Annotated in this window: 15 protein-coding genes and 2 tRNA genes; 1 reads left to right on the forward strand and 16 read right to left on the reverse strand. The window is 65.4% G+C overall.

Features of this window, described 5'->3' with window-relative positions:
• Positions 1–330: 330 nt before the first annotated feature.
• The 10 genes from VGN62_RS02325 to sucC form a co-directional block, all read right to left on the reverse strand.
• On the reverse strand, positions 331–1242 hold the full coding sequence (locus VGN62_RS02325; protein ID WP_327450778.1) for a TonB family protein: 912 nt from the start codon (positions 1240–1242) through the stop codon (positions 331–333).
• Positions 1243–1336: 94 nt separating this feature from the next.
• Positions 1337–2482, reverse strand: coding sequence for a slipin family protein (locus VGN62_RS02330; RefSeq protein ID WP_327450780.1), 1146 nt, complete (start codon positions 2480–2482; stop codon positions 1337–1339).
• A 362-nt stretch (positions 2483–2844) separates the two neighbouring features.
• Positions 2845–2909, reverse strand: a tRNA-Thr gene (locus VGN62_RS02335).
• A gap of 2 nt (positions 2910–2911) precedes the next feature.
• Positions 2912–2986 (reverse strand) — tRNA-OTHER (locus VGN62_RS02340).
• Between the two features lie 193 nt (positions 2987–3179).
• Entirely contained in the window at positions 3180–4172 is a 993-nt protein-coding gene (locus tag VGN62_RS02345; protein WP_327450782.1) for a cupin-like domain-containing protein, read from the reverse strand.
• A gap of 53 nt (positions 4173–4225) precedes the next feature.
• Positions 4226–5506 carry a serine hydrolase domain-containing protein gene (locus tag VGN62_RS02350; RefSeq protein WP_327450784.1) on the reverse strand — a complete coding sequence of 427 codons (1281 nt, stop codon included), beginning with the start codon at positions 5504–5506 and terminating at the stop codon, positions 4226–4228.
• A 94-nt stretch (positions 5507–5600) separates the two neighbouring features.
• Entirely contained in the window at positions 5601–6941 is a 1341-nt protein-coding gene (locus tag VGN62_RS02355; protein WP_327450786.1) for a DUF389 domain-containing protein, read from the reverse strand.
• Positions 6942–6953: 12 nt separating this feature from the next.
• Positions 6954–7883 carry an electron transfer flavoprotein subunit alpha/FixB family protein gene (locus VGN62_RS02360; RefSeq protein ID WP_327450788.1) on the reverse strand — a complete coding sequence of 310 codons (930 nt, stop codon included), beginning with the start codon at positions 7881–7883 and terminating at the stop codon, positions 6954–6956.
• Positions 7880–8629 carry an electron transfer flavoprotein subunit beta/FixA family protein gene (locus VGN62_RS02365; protein WP_327450789.1) on the reverse strand — a complete coding sequence of 250 codons (750 nt, stop codon included), beginning with the start codon at positions 8627–8629 and terminating at the stop codon, positions 7880–7882. Before VGN62_RS02365 ends, VGN62_RS02360 begins: the two co-directional genes overlap by 4 nt.
• Before the next feature lie 113 nt (positions 8630–8742).
• Positions 8743–9951: an ADP-forming succinate--CoA ligase subunit beta gene (gene sucC / locus VGN62_RS02370; RefSeq protein WP_327450791.1), complete on the reverse strand. Its 1209-nt coding sequence runs from the start codon at positions 9949–9951 to the stop codon at positions 8743–8745.
• A gap of 205 nt (positions 9952–10156) precedes the next feature.
• Here sucC and VGN62_RS02375 point away from each other — a divergent pair, with 205 nt between their 5' ends.
• Positions 10157–11287, forward strand: a complete 1131-nt coding sequence (locus VGN62_RS02375; RefSeq protein WP_327450793.1) for a M23 family metallopeptidase — start codon at positions 10157–10159, stop codon at positions 11285–11287.
• A 3-nt stretch (positions 11288–11290) separates the two neighbouring features.
• Here VGN62_RS02375 and VGN62_RS02380 read toward each other — a convergent pair whose 3' ends face one another.
• The 6 genes from VGN62_RS02380 to VGN62_RS02405 form a co-directional block, all read right to left on the reverse strand.
• Complete coding sequence (locus tag VGN62_RS02380; protein WP_327450795.1) at positions 11291–11602, reverse strand: hypothetical protein; 312 nt, start codon at positions 11600–11602, stop codon at positions 11291–11293.
• 6 nt (positions 11603–11608) lie between these two features.
• Positions 11609–12757 (reverse strand): serine hydrolase, encoded by a 1149-nt coding sequence (locus VGN62_RS02385; RefSeq protein WP_327450797.1) that lies wholly within the window; start codon positions 12755–12757, stop codon positions 11609–11611.
• A 170-nt stretch (positions 12758–12927) separates the two neighbouring features.
• The gene (msrA, locus tag VGN62_RS02390; protein ID WP_414713240.1) at positions 12928–13569 is read right to left on the reverse strand and encodes a peptide-methionine (S)-S-oxide reductase MsrA; all 642 of its coding nucleotides are present in this window, start codon (positions 13567–13569) and stop codon (positions 12928–12930) included.
• Positions 13570–13947: 378 nt separating this feature from the next.
• Positions 13948–15159 carry a pyridoxal phosphate-dependent aminotransferase gene (locus VGN62_RS02395; RefSeq protein WP_327450799.1) on the reverse strand — a complete coding sequence of 404 codons (1212 nt, stop codon included), beginning with the start codon at positions 15157–15159 and terminating at the stop codon, positions 13948–13950.
• A gap of 129 nt (positions 15160–15288) precedes the next feature.
• The gene (gene pabB / locus VGN62_RS02400) at positions 15289–17121 is read right to left on the reverse strand and encodes an aminodeoxychorismate synthase component I (protein ID WP_327450801.1); all 1833 of its coding nucleotides are present in this window, start codon (positions 17119–17121) and stop codon (positions 15289–15291) included.
• Between the two features lie 35 nt (positions 17122–17156).
• Complete coding sequence (locus tag VGN62_RS02405; RefSeq protein WP_327450803.1) at positions 17157–17693, reverse strand: hypothetical protein; 537 nt, start codon at positions 17691–17693, stop codon at positions 17157–17159.
• Between the last annotated feature and the right edge of the window lie 8 nt (positions 17694–17701).

The following is a 17701-nucleotide window of genomic DNA, read 5'->3' on the forward strand; positions in this document are numbered from 1 at the left end:
ACCAGCGCCGCCTCGTCGACATGCCCGAACGGGCGGTCCGCCATATACGCCGCCGACGGCGCACGCCGCAGCACATAAGCCTCCCCACCCCACGCGAACGCAAAACTCTCCATGTTCGCGCCCCCGGACAAGCGACACAGCCCCGACAGCTCCCCGGAACCCGCTACTCGCGACATCAAGGCACTCAATAAATCAGAAAATGACGTCATGCGCGGATCGTGCGGGCGATCCGGCGCGAGCGCAACCCGGCAAACGCGCCAGCAGGGCAGGCGATCAAGAAAATGCCAAAAGCGCGGCAAGCTGTGACAAGGTCGGCGGACAGCCCGCCGCTTACATGTGGAACGTCACCGAGTTCAGCCAATAGGAGGCGATCGGGCTGCCCCCGGCATCGAGCGCGGGTTCGAATTTGGCGTTGCGCATGATCGCCTTGCACACAGCATCGTCGAACGCCTTGGGCCGCGTCGATTGCTGGATATGGCACGCCGTCGGCTTGCCGTCGGCACCGACGTTCAGCCGGAACTGGACGATCGCGCGCTTCCCCATCATCCACATATCGGTCGGATAATCGCGCGACGTCACCCAGTTTCCCGGATTGCCCTTCGGCTTCACCTTGCGCGACAGCGCGGCGTGTTTCGCGACGTCGATGCCCCAGTGGCTGAGCAATTCGTCGGTGCATTTTTCGAGCGCCGCGAGCGGTGGACCGAGCGACCCGGTTTCGAGGACGAAAGGGTGTCGGACCGCGCGCTTGACCTCGATAAAGGTGACGGCCGCCTCTTCCTCGGGCGTGATCTCGCTCCATTCGAAGTCGAATCGCTCGGCCTTGACCGATGCTTCATAGGCGGCAATTTCTTCGGGCGAGCGCGGTACCACCCGCACCGGACCGCGAATGATCAAGGTCGGCGTCCTGTCGGAAAGCGTGCCGGGGTAGAATTGCACCTCCTGCTCGGTTTCGGCGGGTCCGAAACGAAGCCGTACAAGACCCTCGTTCATCCGCGTATAGGCCGGCTTGCCGATAAAGCTCAGCCGCAGCGCATCGCCGGGCTGGTAACGGTCGATCATCAGTACGACCTTCTGGTCGCCCTCGCCGAAGCTGCGCCCCATGCGGCAGCTGTCATCGGCATAATGGACATTCCATTTGGAACTGGGTTTCAGCCGCAAGGGCTCTTTTGCCGTGCCCACGCCGGGCAGCGCCAGCGCCGCCAGCAAAACGAAGATCGCCCGATCGCGCCCTGTTCTCCCCATGCACGCCTTCTTGCCGACATGCGTACATAAGGCAAGTACTTCAAAAGAAAGGGGCCGGCTTTCACCGACCCCTTTCCCATTCGTCGCACGAGGCTTAGCCGCGCAGGTGCACCAGGTCGTTGAGCAGGCCTTCGGTGCCGTTCGTCACCGTCAGTCGCTCGACCTTGCCCGCGATGCTTTCCAGCGCTTCGAGCTCCTTCAAACGAAGCATGACCGGGTTTTCGGCCATGACCTTCGCCGTGTTGAGCAGCGAGCGCGTGGCGTTCGTTTCCTCGCGCCGGCGGATGACATTCGCCTCCGCCTCCTTCTGCACCGCGACGACCTGATTCAGGATCTCGCGCATCTCGCCCGGCAGGATCACATCCTTGAGCGAAATGTCCGAAACCTCGACCCCGATCGCCGCCATGTCGGCACGGACCTTATCCGCCGCGTCGGCATCGACCATCCCCTTCTGTTCGAGGATCTGGTCGAGCGTCAGCGCGCCGAGCGTCTTGCGGAAGGCCAGCTGCAGCGCTCGATAGAGCGCATCGGCGAAGTCCTTCACGCTCGACATCGCAAGCAGCGGATCGACAACGCGATACTCCGCGCTGATGTTGATCCGCAGCGTCACCCGGTCACGGGTCAACACTTCCTGCCCCGTGACGTCGAGCGCCTGACGGGTCAGATCGACCAGCTTCGCGGCAACCTTCCGGCCCGGGTTCCAATAGCCATAGGCGCCCGGCTCGAGCCGTTCGGTCATCCGCCCGTCGATGCTGACGAGCGCGGTCTTGCCCTCGTCGACCTCGACGCGCGTGACGAGCTGCGTCTTGCCGGCCTTCTGCAGCCGCTGAAGGAACTTCGCCTCGACCCGCGGACCCGCCGCGATGTCGACAGTCGTCGCCTTCCACGGACCCGCGTCGGTCCACAGGATCAGCTTGTCGTCGGGACCGAGAATGGTGTTGATGATTCCATCGCGTTCGATGACAGCAATCTCATTCTCGGCCGTACGGACCACCATCAGATGCGTCGCCGCATCGACCGGCAGCTTGTCGAGCACCGCTTGCTCATAGGCCGACTTGAACAGCATCTGGGTCAGCGCCTGGCGTTCGATGCGCAGCGAACCGTCGCGGTTCGTGAGCACATGTTCGCCGGCACCCAGGATGCCACGGACCTCGCCCTTGTAGAGCCAGATCGCCCGTTCATTTTCGTCGATGAGCACGCGCTTGCGGCCCATCAGGCTATCGATCAATTGCTTCATCATTTCATTCACCATTCTCAATCTGCGCTACGTCACGCCGATTTCCTTTCTTGTTTGCACTTCACATATTGCCCGCAGCCCAAAGGGTCCGGGGATCGGCGGCATGGCGAAAGATGGACAGAGCGCGAGCGGGCGTTGCGGCGCCAGGGCGGGGATGCGCTGTTCGAAAACAGCGCGTCCCGACTCCGGTGCAGCGCGGCCATCACCGCCTGTCGGATCTTTCAGCATGACGTCCGGGAAAAGCCGGTCCCGCCCACCACCCAAAGGCGGCGTGCAGGCGACGACATTGCCCTTTCGCAAGCCGATCCCCGAGCCCCATGTTAAGGAACCAGAACCTAAATCTGGCGGTCTTTTCAGGACCGTTGTGGAGGGGGAATCGAACCCCCGACACCTAGATTACAAGTCTAGTGCTCTACCCGCTGAGCTATCCAGTGGGACACCTAACGGGAATCGAACCCGCGACCTCCGGCTTTCGGGCCGGCGCTCTTGCCACTGAGCTATAGACGTCATGGTCCCTGACCAACGTGGCGGCATCCGTACAGCGAACCGGCAGGGCCGGTCGATGCGGGCGGGCTTCGCGAAACCCCGATCCGTCGATGTCCGCCCCGCCGACTGGCCGGGGGACGGCGCCGTTAGGCCCGGTCAAAATATCGTGCAAGTAAAAAATAGCATATAAAGAACATTTTATATGGATTATTGTCTATAAGTCGCCCCACGACACATAGTCTTCGACATGGGCGTTGGGCCGGCGGAAGCTCGTAAAACTCATGCTGGCGGACAGGTCCAGTGCTTCGATCTGATGCCACCAGCCGACCGGCAAAAAAATCGCCTCGCCCGGGCCGATGACTGTTTCGAGGACGGGCGGTACAGCCGAATCGCCATGACCCGCGGGCAGCGCTTCATTGCCCCAGTCGGAGAAGCAATGGCGGCTGTTGCGCATCCGCGCAAAGGCCCATGGCGGTGCCATCCGTACGCGTTTCCGGCCCATTACCTGCACGAGCAGATTGTTGGTGAGGTCGTGGTGCCAGGGCGTCAGCGTGCCGCGCGGCCCGAGCCAGAAAAAACCGTCGCGCGGACGCGTCCCGTCGAGCAGCGCAATCGGCGCCATATCGTCCCACAGCGGCGCCAGCGCCGCAGCGTTGGTGCCGCTGTTATAGGCGGTGAGGTAGATGTCGTTGCTCGGCGTGTCACCCCGCAGCCATTCGATCAGTTCGCCGAAACGCACAAGCCGGCGGTGATCGTCCTTCGCGAGTTCGTAATCGGGATCGCGCTCGCGCTCGACCTGCGCCTCGACGACGGCGTCGCCCGCAACCTTCGCGAAATGGTCGAGCGACCAGCGCGACAGCGCGGGCCAGTGATCGATGAGGCCGGTCAGCTTCGCGGGCCGGTTCGCTTCATAATGATGGCGATAGAAAGCGCCGGGACCGGGGTTGTCGAGCGTGTCGAGCGCAAAGCCTCCCTCGGCCTCGCGCGCCAGCCGCTCCTGATTGGTGAGCAGCCAGCCTTGCTTCGCCATCCGCGCGGCCTGCCGCCGCAGCATCGCCGCCATCGGGTCCTTCGCCAGCCGGTCGACTTCATATTTCGCCGCCGCCGCCGAGACACCCGCAGCGACGAGGCGCGCGTGGAGCACGGCATCGTCCTCGCCCGCCGCGAGACCTTCGGCAAGCAGGATGCGTTTGTCGGGTTGGGCCATCGCAGATTCTCCTCGCTCCGCCCAAGGCTATGTCGATGACACTCCGATGACAATCAGTCGCCCGCCGGCCCTTTGTAATCGGCGCCATAGACCGCGCCGCGGAAATCGCGATGGAGCGTGCCGTCATAGGGGATCGTCTGGACGAAGAAGACCGCGGTCAGACGGTTCGCCGGATCGACCCAGAACAGCGTCGAGGCCATCCCGTCCCAGAAAAACTCGCCGACCGCGCCGCGATTTTCCTGTGGCGTCTGCGGCGGCGCCTTGCGCACCGCGAAGTCGAAGCCGAACCCGACCGCGCCCTTGCCGGGGAGCCACGCGCGCTCCTTGATCGCGGGATCGAGCTGATCGGTCGCCATCAGCTTGACGGTCGAGGGTTTGAGGATGCGCGCGCCATCGAGCTCGCCCGTGTTCAGCAACATCCGCGCGAAGCGCTGATAATCGTCGAGCGTCGAGGCGAGGCCGAAGCCGCCGGGAGTCAGCGCATGATCCTCGAAGTTGAGCTTGCGGGCGGTCGCCGCGTCCTGCTGGGTGAGCTTGCCGTCGGCCTTCACGTTCATTGCAGCGAAGCGCGGCAGCCGTGCATCGGGCTGGCGCCACGCGGTATCGGACATTTGCAGCGGTTCGAAGATATGCGTGCGCACATAATCGGCGAAGCGCTGACCCGACAATTTCTCGACGAGCGCCGCCTGCACATCGACCGCGACACTATATTCCCACTGCGTTCCCGGCTGGTAGAGCAACGGCACGCGCGCGAGGCGCTTGCTCGCCTCGGCAAGCGGGATCGTGAGCGAAAGCGGCTCGGCAGCAACATAAGCGTCGTGTGCGGGCGTCGGCCCCGCGCCATAAGCGAAGCCAGCGGTGTGACGCATTATGTCGCGTACCGTGATCGACCGTTCGGCAGGCACAGTGCGCGGCTGGCCCGCCGCATCCTTGCCCACATAGACGCGCATATCGGCATATTCGGGAAGATATCGGGCGAGCGGGTCGTCGAGCCGGAACTTGCCCGCCTCCCACAGCTGCATCAGCGCGACGCCGGTGACGGGCTTGGTCATCGAATAGATTTGCGCGATCGTGTCGCGGCGCATCGGGCGCTTCGCTTCGCGGTCGGCCATCCCCGCGGTGCCGAAATAGACCTCGCGCCCGTCCTGCCAAATCAGTGCCGAAACGCCTGCGGCGCGGCCGTCGGCGATCATCGCCCCCAGCGCCGCATCGATCCGCGCCTTGTCGATACTGAGCGTCGCGGCCGGCGCGGTCTGCGCCCGCACCGGTTCGGCCGCCGCCGCGAAACCGATGCCCGCCAACATCATTACCAGTGCCATTCGCTTGCCGCGCATATCGCCACTCCCCGTCCCGGACATCCGCCGGGTTCCGCGCCATCACATGGGATCGGGCGCGACAGGTCAACCCGAATAGGTCTGCAGCAAGGGGCTATTCGGTCGCAGCCGTTTCTTCGGCGCGACCTTTTGCCGCGGTCAGGCTGCCGTTCTGGACCAGCCATTGCGGATAGCCCGCCTGCACCGACGCCATGATGCGGTCGATCGCCGCGGCGACCTCGACGCCCTCGGCCTCGCGGTCGCGCTGGACGACGACGCGGCGCGCCTGCGCGTCGACCAGCACCCGGTCGCGCGGCAGCAAGGCGCCGACCGTCAGCCCGGTAAGGATCGCGCGGCTATCCTCTTGGCGCTGTTCGAGCGCCGAGAGACGGCGATTGAGCTGTTCCTCGACCTGCACCGCAGCGTTGGTCTGTTGCCGGAGCTGGACGATACTGACGCGCACCTCGCGGTCGAGTTCGGCGGCGATCTTCGCCGCGAGCTGCGTATCGAGACGGCCCGCATAGCGATCGACCAGAACCACGCCGTCGACGGCAACCGCATCACGTTCCATCCGCACATTGAGGCTGTCGACGCGGTCGCTTTCGCCGAGCAGCGCGCGGAGTTCGGTCTGGACCACCGACCGCGCGCGCACTTCGCCGGCGAGGCTGTTGAGCGTCAGCGCGAGCGGGATCGAAAGAATGCCGAGGGTCGCCACAATCCCGACCACCTGCATCGCGGTGTGCTGCGGGGTCAGCGACGGGCCGAAATGATTGAGCCGCGCGACGATCGTCGCAGCAAAGGCAATCGCGAGCGTATTGGTGAGGAACAGCAAGGACGCGCCGAGCGCAAAGTCGAAGCGGCCCGTGGCGAGGCCGAAGCCGACGGTCGACAGCGGAGGCACGAGCGCGGTGGCGATTGCGACGCCGACCATCACGCCCGACAGCTTGCGCATGATCGCATAGACGCCGGCAATCCCGCCGACGACCGCGACCCCGAGGTCGAGCAGGGTCGGCTGGGTCCGTGCGCGCAGTTCGGGGGTGACGTCCTTGATCGGCGACAGCCAGATAATCAGCATCGCGACGAGGATCGCGACCGCGGTGCCCGCGGCGAGCGTGACCAGCGAACGGCGGATCAGATTGCTTTCCAGCGTCGCAAGGCCGAAGCCTATCCCCATGATCGGCCCCATCAGCGGCGATACGAGCATCGCGCCGATCACAACCGCGGTCGAGCTTTGCAGCAGGCCGAGCGTTGCGATCATCGCCGCGAGGATGATGAGCAGCAGGAATTTCTTGTCGAGCCGCGCATCGCGCGCAACGCTCGCCAGAATCAACGAGCGGTCGAGGGCGTCGTCGCCCTCGACCGCATCGTGATGATCATCGTTTCGCGCCGCCCGGCGACCGCCGGCATTGAACGGCGCGTCGCCCAGTCCGGGCACTCCGGGATGGTTACCGGCCACTTCGCCTGCCGGTCAGATCTTGCCGGTCAGTTCGGGAACGGCGTTGAAGAGATCGGCGACGAGACCGAAATCGGCGACCTGGAAGATCGGGGCGTCCTCGTCCTTGTTGATCGCAACGATCGTCTTCGAATCCTTCATCCCGGCGAGATGCTGGATCGCGCCCGAGATGCCGATCGCGAAATAGACCTGCGGCGCGACGATCTTGCCGGTCTGGCCGACCTGATAGTCGTTGGGGACATAGCCCGCATCGACCGCGGCGCGCGAAGCACCGAGCGCAGCGCCGAGCTTGTCGGCGAGCGGCACAATGACTTCTTCGTATTTCTCGCTCGAACCGAGCGCACGGCCGCCCGACACGATGACCTTGGCCGAGGTCAGTTCGGGACGCTCCGACTTGGCGATTTCGGCGCCGACGAAGCTCGAAATGCCGGCGTCGCCGCCAGCCGAGACGGCTTCGACCGTGCCCGAACCACCGGAGGTGGCGGCCTTGTCGAAGGCGGTGCCACGGACGGTCAGGACCAGCTTCGCGTCCGACGATTCGACGGTCGCGATCGCGTTGCCGGCATAGATCGGGCGGGTGAAGGTCTTCGGACCCTCGACCGACAGGATTTCCGAAATCTGCATCACGTCGAGCAGCGCGGCGACGCGCGGCGCGATATTCTTGCCGGTGGTCGTCGCGGGCGCGACAAACGCGTCGTGGCTTGCCATGAGGTCGGCGACGAGCGGCGCGACATTTTCGGGCAGGTTATGACCGAAAGCGGCGTTGTCGGCGACGTGGACTTTGCCCACGCCGGCGATCTGCGCGGCTTCCTTGGCGACGCCATCGACGCCGCTACCGGCGACGAGGAGATGGACTTCGCCGAGCTTCGAAGCGGCGGTCACCGCGGCGAGCGTCGCGTCCTTGACGGCGCTGCCGTCATGTTCGACCCAAACGAGCGTTTTCATGAATGCACTCCCAGCGCTTTGAGCTTGGCAACCAGTTCATCGACATCGGCGACCTTGACGCCGGCCGAGCGGACGGGCGGTTCCGAAACCTTGACCGTCTTGACGCGCGGCGCCGTGTCGACGCCGTAGTCGGCGGGCGACTTGGTATCGAGCGGCTTCGACTTCGCCTTCATGATGTTCGGCAGCGAGGCATAGCGCGGCTCGTTGAGGCGAAGGTCGGTAGTGACGATCGCGGGAAGCTTGAGCTTCACCGTTTCAAGGCCGCCGTCGACTTCGCGGGTGACGCTCACGCTGTCGCCCTCGACGTTCACGGCGCTGGCGAAGGTGCCCTGCGCCCAGCCCGTCAGCGCAGCAAGCATCTGGCCGGTCTGGTTGTTGTCGTCGTCGATCGCCTGCTTGCCGAGGATCACGAGACCCGGCGCTTCGGCGTCGGCAATTGCCTTGAAGATCTTCGCGAGTGCGAGCGGCTCGACGGCATCGTCGGTCTGGACGAGGATCGCGCGGTCGGCGCCCATGGCGAGCGCGGTGCGGAGCGTTTCCTGCGCCTTCGCGGGGCCGACGGAAACGGCGACGACTTCGGTCGCGACGCCCTTTTCCTTGAGGCGGATCGCCTCTTCGACGCCGATCTCGTCGAACGGGTTCATCGACATTTTGACATTCGCAAGGTCAACGCCCGTGCCGTCGGCCTTGACCCGCGGCTTGACGTTGTAATCGAGCACCCGCTTTACGGGGACGAGGATTTTCATAGCTTCAACAGCTCCTCTCGAAGAATTGTGCACTGCGCCATAATTGGCGTTTACGTAAACGTCAACCAGCAGTCCCTACTCCTCCCCCGCGGATGCGAGGGAGGGTTGGATTATCACGCCGCCTTGTTCACCTCGGCGACAATCTTCTTGGCCGCATCGCCCAGATCGTTTGCCGCCACGATCGGCAGGCCCGAATTGGCGAGGATGTCCTTGCCCTGCTGGACGTTCGTGCCTTCGAGGCGGACGACGAGCGGGACCGACAGGTTCACTTCCTTCGCCGCAGCGACGATGCCGTCGGCGATGATGTCGCACTTCATAATGCCGCCGAAGATGTTGACGAGGATGCCCTTCACGGCAGGGTCCTTGAGGATGATCTTGAACGCCGCGGTCACCTTTTCCTTCGAAGCGCCGCCGCCGACGTCGAGGAAGTTCGCGGGGAATTCGCCATTGAGCTTGATGATGTCCATCGTCGCCATCGCGAGGCCGGCGCCGTTGACCATGCAGCCGATGTTGCCGTCGAGCTTGATGTAGGCGAGGTCATATTCCGACGCTTCGACTTCGGCCGGATCTTCCTCGGTCAGGTCGCGGAGGTCGGCGAGATCCTTGTGGCGGAACATCGCATTGCCGTCGAACGCCACCTTGGCGTCGAGCACGAGCAGTTCGTCGCCGTTGGCGCCTTCGCACACGGCGAGCGGGTTGATTTCGATCTGTTCGGCATCGGTGCCGAGGAACGCATCATACAGCCCGGCGAGGGTCTTGGCGGCCTGCTTGGCGAGGTCGCCCGACAGGCCGAGCGCCGCGGCGACGCTGCGGCCGTGGTGCGGCTGGAGCCCGGTGGCGGGGTCGATGACGATCGTGTGGATCTTTTCCGGCGTGTCATGCGCGACGGTTTCGATGTCCATGCCGCCTTCGGTCGAGGCGACCACCGCGATGCGGCTGGTGGCGCGGTCGACGAGCAAAGCGAGGTAGAATTCCTGCTTAATGTCGGCGCCGTCGGTGATGTAGAGGCGGTTGACCTGCTTACCGGCTTCGCCGGTCTGGATCGTCACAAGCGTGTTGCCGAGCATGTCCTTGGCGTGCGCCTCGACTTCCTCGACGCTCTTGGCAAGGCGGACGCCGCCCTTTGCGTCGGGGCCGAGTTCCTTGAACTTGCCCTTGCCGCGGCCGCCGGCGTGGATCTGCGACTTCACGACATAGAGCGGCCCGGGGAGCTGCTTCGCCGCGGCGACAGCCTCTTCGACACTCATCGCTGCAATGCCCTTGGGGACAGCGACGCCAAATTTCGCGAGCAGTTCTTTCGCCTGATATTCGTGGATGTTCATGAGGTCTGCCGGGCCTTTCGACTCTGGAGCGGGGAGAAGTTTGGCGCCGCATAAGCACAAGTTCGCGCGCAAGGCTACCCCCGGGGTCCCCAGATATTCTTGCGCACCGCAAAGGCTGTCGGCGCGCCGGTCCGTCTTCGGGATGACGCCCCCGCCTCGAGCTGGTAACCGGGCAGCGCGGGGGATCGGGATAAGGGAGCCGAAGATGCGGATAAAGCTTGTTGTTTTGGCGTTTCTGGCGTTCGCTGGCCCCGGCGCGGTAGCGGCGCAGACCAACCAGGCACTCGACATCCGGGTCGGCAAAGCGCCCGATATCGTACGCATAGGCGCGGCCGATCAGCTCGTCTACGAACTGCATCTGACCAATTTTTCGAGCCTTGCCCTGCGGCTGGACCAGCTTGTCGTGCGAGCCGGTGACGAGGCAACGCCGCTCAAGACCTATGAGGGCGACGAACTGGCCAAGGCCATCGGGCTCGTCGGGCCGGCCGAGGCCGACACGCGGACAATTCCATCGGGCCGCCGCGCGGTCCTCTACATCAATGCTCCCATCGCGGCCGGCGTGGCGCGCGGCGCAATTTCGCACGAACTGAAACTCAGCAAGGTTGGCGCCGATGGCGCCAGCTTCACGATTTCGGGAGGCGCAGCACTGCCAGCCGCCGCGCCCCTCCCGCGCCTTGCGCCGCCATTGCGCGGCGGGCCTTGGGTCGCGGTGTACGACCCCGGCATGGAACGCGGTCACCGGCGGGTCTTCTATGCCACTGAAGGATCGGCAACCCTGCCCGGTCGCTTCGCCATCGATTTCATGAAGGTCGACACGGGCGGCAAGCTGGCGGCGGGCGACGCCAACATCCCTGCGAACCATTATGGCTTCGGTGCCGAGGTGCTCGCGGTCGCCGACGGCACCGTCGTCGCGGTGCGCGACGACGTGCCCGACCCGGCGGCAATCAAGGGACGGGCGAACCCCACGATCGCCGACGCGAGCGGCAATTATCTCATGCTCGATATCGGCCGCGGGCGCATCGCGACCTATGAGCATCTGAAGCAGGGCGCCCCGGTCAAGGTCGGGGATCGCGTCAAGGCGGGACACGTCGTCGGTTTCCTTGGCTTCACCGGACAGGCGAGCGCGCCGCACCTCCACTTTCACCTCGCCGACCGGGCATCGATCCTCGGCGCGGAAGGCCAGCCCTATGTCTTCGCTTCGCTCACGCGGCTGGGGCAATATGGAGCGATCGGCGATTTCTTCCGCGGCGATACATGGCCACCCACCGACCGCTCCGAAACGGTGCGCGACAGCTATCCGCCGCCGAATCTCGTCATCCGCTTTCCGGGCGACTGACGCCTAGCGCAGCGCGCAGAGCGCCGCCGAGCTGGTCGAGACGGTCAGGATTTCGGGGTCCTTGAGCGCGCGGACCTTGTGGAAGAACTGGTCGAGCGAGAGGTCGGTGACACGCTTGTCCTTGAGGCTGCCGAGCGCCGACAGGCGGCGGAGCTGGAGCAGCGAGAGCCGGTCGACCATGCGTTCGGCCATGCACGCCGACATCGCTTTCGACAGGCCGGCATTGTTGAGTCCGGTGCGCAGCCGCGTTTCGGGCGTCGCGCATCCGGCGAGCGCGAGCGACAGCGCAAGCAGCGGCAGGGCAGCAAGCTTCATCGGGGATTACCTTCCGTGATATTCGGCGACAGCCGACGAGACCGACTGCATCAGCGCCATACGCGCGGGGATGCCCGATGTCGTGCTGCCCATCATCACGACGATCGCATAGCGGGTGCCGTCGGGCGCCGTCGCGATACCGATGTCGTTGTAACCCGCGGTCATTCCGCCCAGATTCTGGCCGGTCCCGGTCTTGTGCATGAATTGCCAGCCCGGCGGCAGCCCGGCCTTGAGGCGGCGCGGCCCGCTCTTCGTGCGGCTCATCACGCCTTGCAGATATTCGGTCGATTCGGGCGACAGCAGGGTACCGCGCGCGAGTCGCGTCAATGCGCTCGCAATGGCGGCGGGAGCCGCACCGTCGACCGGATTGGCGAGATAATTGTTCATCGCGGTCTGGCGCGCCGCAGCGGGCAACAAGGCGCGCGCACTTTCGAAATTGCGGCCGACCGAATAGCTTTGCTGCCAGGTCAGCCCTGCGGTTCCGCTTTGCAACAACCGTTCGCCCGGCCCGAAGCGGATCGAACCCAGATCCTTTTTCGAGATGAAGGCGCGCACGGCGTTGGGACCGCCGACGGTGCGCAGCAGGCTGTCGTTAGCAAGATTGTCGCTGTGGGTGATCGCGGTCTCGATCAGATCGCGAACACTCATCGTAACCGAACCCTCGGCGCGCACGCGCGCCGCGAGCGGCTGATGAAAGACCACCAGATCCTCGGGGCCGATGCGGACACGCTGATCCATCGTCAACCGGCCCTGATCGACCGCATCGAGCACGGTCAGCGCGACCCAAAGCTTCGACACGCTCTGCTGCGGAAAAAGTTCGCCGCCACGCTGCGACAGCGCCCATTCGCCGTCGATGCGCTGGACCGCGATGCCGGTCTTGCCGGGGAAGGCGCGCCACAGTTCATAGATGCGGTCCTGAAGACCGGCAGGCGCCCGGCGGAAACCGGGGTCGAGCGGACCGGCAGGGCGCGGCATCTGCGAGCGTACGGGCTGCCCGATCGGCACGGTGACCGCACCGGCCGGACCACGTACCGCCGCTGGCTGCTGCTGCGCGCGCGGCTGCGGCACGATCGCGGCGCTACTGACGCAGCCCGCCAGCACCGCGGCGCTCATCGACACAGCGAGGAGCGGCTTGCCGGATAACCTGAACTTCATTCGAACCCCGCACTTGCGACTTATATAGTATCCCGACCCCATTCGGGTACGCCATCCGTCCCGCAGGCACGTGCAGCGGACCAGCGTTTTGCGGTGAATGATTCTTCTGCCGCGACCAATGGCGGAACCCGGCCGATTTCCGGAGCGCGGGGTTGGCGCGCACGCCGTCGTCAGGGTGCCGGCTTCGCCCGCACCATGTCGGGATACAGCCGCTTCAGCGCCGCGAGCTTGGGCGCGTCCCAGCGCAATATATAGCCGTTCTTCGGATTGCGGCGCATGAAATCCTGGTGGTTCGCCTCGGCGGGATAAAAGCGCTTATACGCTTCGACCGGAACGACGATCGGCTTGGCGAAATATTTGCCGCCGCCGATCTGCGCCAGATAGGCGGTCGCGACCTGCCGCTGACTCGCGTCGAGGGGGACGATCGCGGCGCGATATTGCGGCCCCGTGTCGGGCCCTTGGCGATTCTTGAGCGTCGGATCGGCGACTACGGAAAACAGGATGCGCAGCAAGGTGCCATAGCTGACCTGCGACGGGTCATAAACGATGCGGACCGCCTCGGCGTGGCCCGATGTGCCATCGTGTGTCAGCTCATATTTGGCGGTCGCGGCACTGCCGCCATGATAGCCCGATTCAACCGAGATCACGCCCTTGACGTTGGAAAAGACGCCTTCGACGCCCCAGAAACAGCCGCCGGCAAGCACCGCGGTCGCGCGCTTCGCATTCACCGCCGGGTCGACCAGCGCCGCGGGCAACTTGACGACGCTTTCGGCTTGCGCAGGCGCGCATTGTGCGACGATCGCGCCGGCCATCAGCGCCGCGGCGGCGCGAAGGGCGAGCGCACGCCGCAGTGGCGTCACGCCGGGATCGGCAGCGCCGGCTGATTGAGCACGATATAGGTCGCGCCAATCGCGAAGCCGGCGAGCATGGTCAGGAACCAGTCGGAGCGAAGCATGGAGAGCATATGGGCCTCTTTTCATATCTTGTCGATTCGCGGCTTTGACCGCTTTGGTTACACCGACGATATGGAGCGCCCCGACCAGCCGTGCAGTGATGGCAGTCACCCTAACGAGAATGACTTACCATCCGGTGAACCGGGCGGTTAACCGCCGTTCAGGTTCAAATAGTCGCCGCCGCCACGATTACAAGACCGATCGGTACAAAACAATCTTGCGCGCTTGAAATACCGCTTAGCTGAGCGCGGCGCACGCCTGCTGGATGCGCACGCAAGCTTCCTTCAGCACCGCTTCCGACGTCGCATAAGAGACGCGGAACGCGGGTGACAGGCCAAACGCCCCGCCATGCACCGCCGCGACCTTTGCCGAATCGAGGAAATAGTCGATCAGCGCTTCGTCGCTGTCGATCAGCTTGCCGTCGGGGGTCTTCTTGCCGATGCAGCCCGACGCGTCGGGATAGACATAGAAGGCGCCGTCGGGGACGGGGCAGTTGAGGCCCGGCGCGTCGTTGAGCATTGCGACAACCATGTCGCGGCGCTTGCGGAACGCGGCGTTGCGATCGTCGAGGAACTGCTGCGGCCCGCCAAGCGCGGCGGCCGCGGCGGCCTGTGCGATCGAGCAGGGGTTCGACGTCGACTGCGACTGGAGCTTGCCCATCGCCTTGATGATCCACGCGGGACCGCCGGCATAACCGATGCGCCAGCCGGTCATCGCATAGGCTTTCGAGCAGCCGTTCACCGTCAGGATGCGGTCGATCAGGTCAGGGCAGCGCTGGGCAAAGGTGGTGAACGCGAAATCGGCGTACCAGACATGCTCGTACATATCGTCGGTCATCACCATGACGTGCGGATGGCGGCGGATCACTTCGCCGAGCGCGTCGAGTTCCTCGCCCGAATAGGCGGCGCCCGACGGGTTCGACGGCGAGTTGAGCATCACCCAGCGTGTCTTGTCGGTGATCGCGGCGTCGAGCTGCGCCGGGGTGATCTTGTAGTTCTGCGCCGCGCTGCCCTCGACGATCACCGGCTTGCCGCCGCAGAAGGCAACGATGTCGGGATAGCTGACCCAATAGGGTGCGGGGATGATCACCTCGTCGCCCTTGTCGACGGTCGCGACGAGCGCGTTGAACAAAGTGTGCTTGCCGCCGACATTGACCGAAATCTGGTCGAGCCCGAATTCGAGGCCGTTGTCGCGGCGGAACTTGCCGCGGATCGCATCCTTCAGCGCGACGGTCCCGTCGACGAGCGTATATTTGGTCTGCCCGTTGCGGATCGCCTCGATCGCCGCTTCCTTGACGAAGTCGGGGGTATCGAAATCGGGCTCGCCGGCGCTGAGGCCAATCACGTCGACACCCCCGGCCTTCAGCGCCGAGACGCGCGCGGTCATCGCGAGCGTCGCCGAGGGCTGGATGCGGTTGAGGGCGGCGGAGACATGGGGCTTCAGCGACATGACGATATCTTCCGTGGCTTGCGCGGTTCGGGCTGCAAAAGGACAGGAAATTGCGCGCGGCCGCGCCTAAAGCCTCTAACGCATATTCGCAAGCGCGCAGCTTGATAATTTACCTATGCAGCAGGCAGGTCAGCCTATCGGGGATGCCACAGCGTCCGCGAGCCGTGCCGGGATCAGCCCGCGCAGCGAGTTGCCGATGAAAAATCCGTCGTCGAGATCCGCGAGCCGCAGGTGCGATTCGACCGCGCGTCCCTTCTCGATCAGCTCGGCGCGGAGCACGCCGGGGAGCAACCCGAGCGCGAGCGGCGGGGTGAGCAACTGGCCCTCGCGCTCGACGAAGACATTGCTCCAGCTCCCCTCGGTAACGAAACCCGGTTCGTCGACGAAGACGACCTCGGGCGCGCCGCTTTCGTGGCGCGCGGCATCATAGGCGGCGCGCTGGCTCGTCTTGTGCGCGAGGCGGAAATCGCCAGCCGCCATCGGGGCGGGACGCACCGCAACGGGCACCGGCAGCTCGGCGAGCCGCGGCAGCGGCGACACCTCGACCGCGAGCGCGCCCGATGGCGCGAGCCGCATCCGCACCCGCGCCGCGCTGCGCACGCGGAAGGTCGCCGATTGCAGGCTATTGCGCGCGCCGTGCCGGTCAAAGGTGAACCCCAATGCCTCGGCGCTCGCCTTCATCCGCGCCAGATGCCCCTCGAGCCGCTGCACGCCCTCGACGGGGTCGAAGAACATCGTCTCGATAAGGTCGAAGCTTTCCCCCGCTGCGCCCACAAATTCCCCCTTGGCCAGACATTCGCGCCACTCTTCGGCCGGAACGCTGTCGGCGACGATACCGGAACCCAATCCCAGCGTGGCGCAAGGCACATGATCGTGCAAGTCGCTTTGCGGTAACACCAAAGTCCGGATCGCGACGTTGAACGCCGCATCGCCTCCCGGCTCGATGAAGCCGATCGATCCGGTATAAAGACCTCGCGCATCGCCTTCCAGCGCGTCGATGATTTCCATCGCGCGGACCTTTGGCGCGCCGGTGATCGATCCGCAGGGGAAGGCCGCGCGCAGCACGTCGACCGCGCCGACCCCTTCGGGCAGGCGCGCGCTGACGTCGGAAACGAGCTGGTGGATCGTCGGAAAACTCTCGACGCGGTAGAGGTCGGGAACCGCCACCGACCCCGGCGCCGCGACGCGCGACAGGTCGTTGCGGATCAGGTCGACGATCATCAGGTTTTCGGCGCGCTGCTTCAGGTCTTCGGCCAGCGCGCGCGCCGCCGCGGCATCGGCTCCGGCGTCGGCGAGCCGCGCCGCGGTCCCCTTCATCGGCCGCGCCATCACCTCACCCCGGCGCAGCGCAAAAAACAGCTCGGGCGAGTGCGACACGATCGCCCGCTCCCCGGTCCAGATCACCCCGCCATAGCCCGCACGCGCCGTCCGCCGCAGCCGCGCATGGACCGCGAGCGGGTTACCGAGCACCGGCACGTCGGCGCGAAAGGTCAGGTTGGCCTGATAAATGTCGCCCGCGCGAATAAACCCCAGCACCGCCTCGACCGCGATCAGATAGTCGGCGCGCGCAATGCGCGGGGCGACCTTGCCGACCCACGCCGATGCGGGATCGGGCAGCAGATCCGCGACGCGGTCGGCGGCGATCCGTTCGACCGTCTCGAACAGCCCGAACCAGCCGACTGGCGCATCCCCCGCCCGGGCCTCGACCGCCCCGCGCCACGCTGGCGCGAGGCCTTGTCCGGCTTCATAGGCGAGATAGCCGGCGGCGTAGAACCCCCGCGCCTGCGCCGCCTCCAACGCCGACAACAAGGCAGGAACTTCAGCCGCCGAACGAGCGACGAGGATTTCGACCGGGCGCACGAACAGCCGTGCCGCCGCCGCGCCTTCGGCGCGCGCGTCGTCGAGCAGCACGAAGGGCGGGCAGTCTGGCCCGGGAACGGGGATCGCGTCGGCGTCTGCCATCTATGTCACATATGCCGCTCGCGCGCCGGCGGCGGTCAGCGGTCGCGTTTCACGCGGATCGTGCGGCCGCCGTCGATCGTCGCGAAATAGCTGCCCATCGTCGCGACCTTGATCTTGACCTTCTGTCCCGGCTTGGGCTGGCGCGGCAACCTGGTCGTGTCGATCTGCACCCACACCGCCTCGTCTTCCATCGCGAGGGTATATTTGCCCGACCGGTCCATGCTCACCGACCGGATCGTCGTTTCGATTTCCTTGACCTCATCCTCGTCGCCGCCGAAAATCCCGCCGAGCTTGGGGAAAGAAAAGCCGAACAGCCCGCGCCGCGCCTTCTTCGCGGTCTCGCGGTCGGTGAAGGTGATTTCGCGCGCCTGGTCGGCCGTCGCCAGCTCGCCGACCTCGCGGTCGAAACAGGCAAGCCGCGCCGATGCGTCGGCGATATCGCGGCAGGCATAGAGTTCCTGGATCTGCGCGGGACGCGCGGACGGCAATTTGTCCCTCGCGGCTGCGGGAATGGAGAGGGTGCAGGCAAGAATGACGAGCGGCGCGGCGAAGCGCGATGACAGCTGCAACATGGCAAAAC

Source organism: Sphingopyxis sp. (genome assembly GCF_035998905.1).
Classification (GTDB): Bacteria; Pseudomonadota; Alphaproteobacteria; order Sphingomonadales; family Sphingomonadaceae; genus Sphingopyxis.

What these genes read in the sequence shown, in the direction of transcription:
- VGN62_RS02380 (WP_327450795.1), bottom strand. Translation starts at nt 11,602, where the DNA reads ATGAAGCTTGCTGCCCTGCCGCTGCTTGCGCTGTCGCTCGCGCTCGCC.
- VGN62_RS02385 (WP_327450797.1), bottom strand. Translation starts at nt 12,757, where the DNA reads ATGAAGTTCAGGTTATCCGGCAAGCCGCTCCTCGCTGTGTCGATGAGC.
- VGN62_RS02360 (WP_327450788.1), bottom strand. Translation starts at nt 7,883, where the DNA reads ATGAAAACGCTCGTTTGGGTCGAACATGACGGCAGCGCCGTCAAGGAC.
- VGN62_RS02330 (WP_327450780.1), bottom strand. Translation starts at nt 2,482, where the DNA reads ATGATGAAGCAATTGATCGATAGCCTGATGGGCCGCAAGCGCGTGCTC.
- VGN62_RS02375 (WP_327450793.1), top strand. Translation starts at nt 10,157, where the DNA reads ATGCGGATAAAGCTTGTTGTTTTGGCGTTTCTGGCGTTCGCTGGCCCC.
- VGN62_RS02345 (WP_327450782.1), bottom strand. Translation starts at nt 4,172, where the DNA reads ATGGCCCAACCCGACAAACGCATCCTGCTTGCCGAAGGTCTCGCGGCG.
- VGN62_RS02350 (WP_327450784.1), bottom strand. Translation starts at nt 5,506, where the DNA reads ATGCGCGGCAAGCGAATGGCACTGGTAATGATGTTGGCGGGCATCGGT.
- msrA (WP_414713240.1), bottom strand. Translation starts at nt 13,569, where the DNA reads ATGGCCGGCGCGATCGTCGCACAATGCGCGCCTGCGCAAGCCGAAAGC.
- VGN62_RS02365 (WP_327450789.1), bottom strand. Translation starts at nt 8,629, where the DNA reads ATGAAAATCCTCGTCCCCGTAAAGCGGGTGCTCGATTACAACGTCAAG.
- VGN62_RS02325 (WP_327450778.1), bottom strand. Translation starts at nt 1,242, where the DNA reads ATGGGGAGAACAGGGCGCGATCGGGCGATCTTCGTTTTGCTGGCGGCG.
- sucC (WP_327450791.1), bottom strand. Translation starts at nt 9,951, where the DNA reads ATGAACATCCACGAATATCAGGCGAAAGAACTGCTCGCGAAATTTGGC.
- VGN62_RS02405 (WP_327450803.1), bottom strand. Translation starts at nt 17,693, where the DNA reads ATGTTGCAGCTGTCATCGCGCTTCGCCGCGCCGCTCGTCATTCTTGCC.
- pabB (WP_327450801.1), bottom strand. Translation starts at nt 17,121, where the DNA reads ATGGCAGACGCCGACGCGATCCCCGTTCCCGGGCCAGACTGCCCGCCC.
- VGN62_RS02395 (WP_327450799.1), bottom strand. Translation starts at nt 15,159, where the DNA reads ATGTCGCTGAAGCCCCATGTCTCCGCCGCCCTCAACCGCATCCAGCCC.